Source organism: Candidatus Poribacteria bacterium (genome assembly GCA_009839745.1).
Classification (GTDB): Bacteria; Poribacteria; WGA-4E; order WGA-4E; family WGA-3G; genus WGA-3G.
Window position 1 is genome coordinate 49,887 of sequence record VXPE01000119.1, and the last position, 2,215, is coordinate 52,101.

Genomic DNA, 2,215 nt, shown 5'->3' on the forward strand with positions numbered 1-2,215 from the left:
GTTGCAGGCTACAATTACTGGTAAAAACGTCTTTAATTTTACCTTGCGGCTCGGTAAAGTGGATTTGAATGTTAGCGTAATTCCGCCGTTAGAACTCCGGTACAGGGGCATAGGTGTTAAAGCCTTCCGTCCTATCTTCGCCTTGCAGCAGATAGATATAGTGCTTGCGGCGCCACTCTGCCCCCGGGTAACGGACACTCGCAGGCATGTAGCGCATTGTGTACCCGCATCGCCGTTTCTGCGAGACGTTCGGACTGGAGTTATGGATGGTCCATGCGTCGTGAAAATGGCACTCGCCAACCTCCAGTTCCAAATTGACCACCTTTGATGTATCTAAGTCATCCTCCACAACTTCGCTGCCGAAGAGATTATTTCTGCGATCGACCTCTTCATAGCGGCGATCCCGTAATTTGTGGCTACCAGCGATAACACGCATACATCCGTTTTCGACCTTCGATTCATCTACCGCGAGCCACATCGTGATAACGTCCATCGGCTCAAGAGATTTTCCCCAGTAGACCCCATCCTGATGCCACGGGACCGCCATGCCATCGTGCTCGCGCTTGCTAATAAAGTGGCTCGACCAGAGCACAATATCCGGTCCAATCAACCGCTCTATCACCTTCAACACCCGTGGATGCGTCAGATATTTAAACAAAAACGGATGTTCAAAATGCGGGACATCCATCTGTTCAGGACGCCTCCCTTCGGGCAAATTCTCGATCATCTCATCCACATAATCCCGGAGTGTATCCAATTCCGATTCTGTGAAGATCCGTCCAAACGTGAGATACCCGTTTTCTTTGTAAAATTCGACCTGTCCATCAGAGACAGTCGTTTCCAATTGCCAATCCATGATGATTCTCCTTTCAGTGCTTTTATTATACCCGTGCCTCATAGAAAGATCAAGTTAGAAAAAATCGGAATTCGGAGATTTTTCCTACAGTAGAATTGAATCGTTCTGCCATTGTAGTGCCTGAACTTGACAATTCGCGGTGCTTATGATAAATTATCAACTATGAAAATTGTAGTTGCACCTGATTCATTTAAAGGGAGTGTCAGTGCTCTGGAAGCTGCAAATGCGATGGAGCAGGGACTCCGGCGCGTGTTTCCTGATGCCGTCATTGAGAAAATACCGATGGCGGACGGCGGTGAAGGAACTGTGCAATCGCTTGTAGACGCCACCGGCGGACACTTTCAAACACGCCGTGTACGTGCTCCCCTCGAAAACGAGGTCGATGCCCAATTCGGTATCCTCTCTGATGGAGAGACCGCCGTTATTGAGATGGCATCCGCCTCTGGTCTCACACTCGTCAAACCGCACGAACGGAATCCACTTCGGACCACGACCTACGGCACTGGAGAACTGATTCACACCGCTCTGGAAGCGGGGTGCAGACGTTTAATCATCGGTATCGGTGGAAGTGCAACAAACGATGGTGGTGCTGGAATGGCGGAGGCACTCGGTGTTCGATTGTTGGACACAAACGGAAAACAGATTCAACGCGGTGGTGGAAGTCTTGGGCAATTAGCATCAATAGATGTAACCAACTTACATCCTGCTATTGCCGAAACCGAAACCGTTGTCGCCTGTGATGTTAACAATCCATTGACTGGACCAGACGGGGCATCACACGTCTATGGACCGCAGAAGGGGGCGACCCCTGAAATGATTGAAACGTTAGATGGGCATCTTGCACATTTTGACGAGGTCTTGATGCAGACGCTCGGAAAATCCTTTAATGATATTCCCGGTGCGGGCGCAGCCGGTGGATTAGGCGCAGGATTGATGGCGTTCCTCAATGCCGAACTGCGGCTCGGTGTGGACATTATGATTGATGCCGTGAATCTCAAGGAACGGGTAAAAGGGGCGACCGTCGTTTTCACCGGAGAAGGACAACTGGACTTTCAGACAGCGTTCGGGAAAACGCCTGTCGGTGTTGCGAAGGTCGCGAAAGCATACGGGATTCCCGTTATAGCCATTGCGGGTGGTATCGCTGAAGGTGCCGAAGCCGTTTATGATGCCGGTATTGATGCGATGTTAGGCATTGTCCAAGAACCGATGTCCCTTGAAGATGCCGTTACAGACGCGTCGCGGTTGATCGCCGATACAGCGGAGCAAGCGGCACGATTGGTTGCCATCGGAACCGGAATGCCCAAGTGATAGCACCCAACGCCTAAAGGCGTGGGCTTCGGTTTCGTTGCGACTGCGTTC

General features: G+C 50.9%; 2 protein-coding genes. One reads left to right on the forward strand and one right to left on the reverse strand.

Annotation, left to right across the window (positions count from 1 at the left end; all coding sequences use genetic code 11):
* Positions 1–88: 88 nt before the first annotated feature.
* Entirely contained in the window at positions 89–898 is an 810-nt protein-coding gene (locus tag F4X88_18870) for a phytanoyl-CoA dioxygenase family protein (protein MYA58352.1), read from the reverse strand.
* A gap of 120 nt (positions 899–1,018) precedes the next feature.
* Here F4X88_18870 and F4X88_18875 point away from each other — a divergent pair, with 120 nt between their 5' ends.
* A complete protein-coding gene (locus F4X88_18875; protein MYA58353.1) occupies positions 1,019–2,164 on the forward strand; it encodes a glycerate kinase in 1,146 nt (381 codons plus the stop codon).
* Positions 2,165–2,215 lie beyond the last annotated feature (51 nt).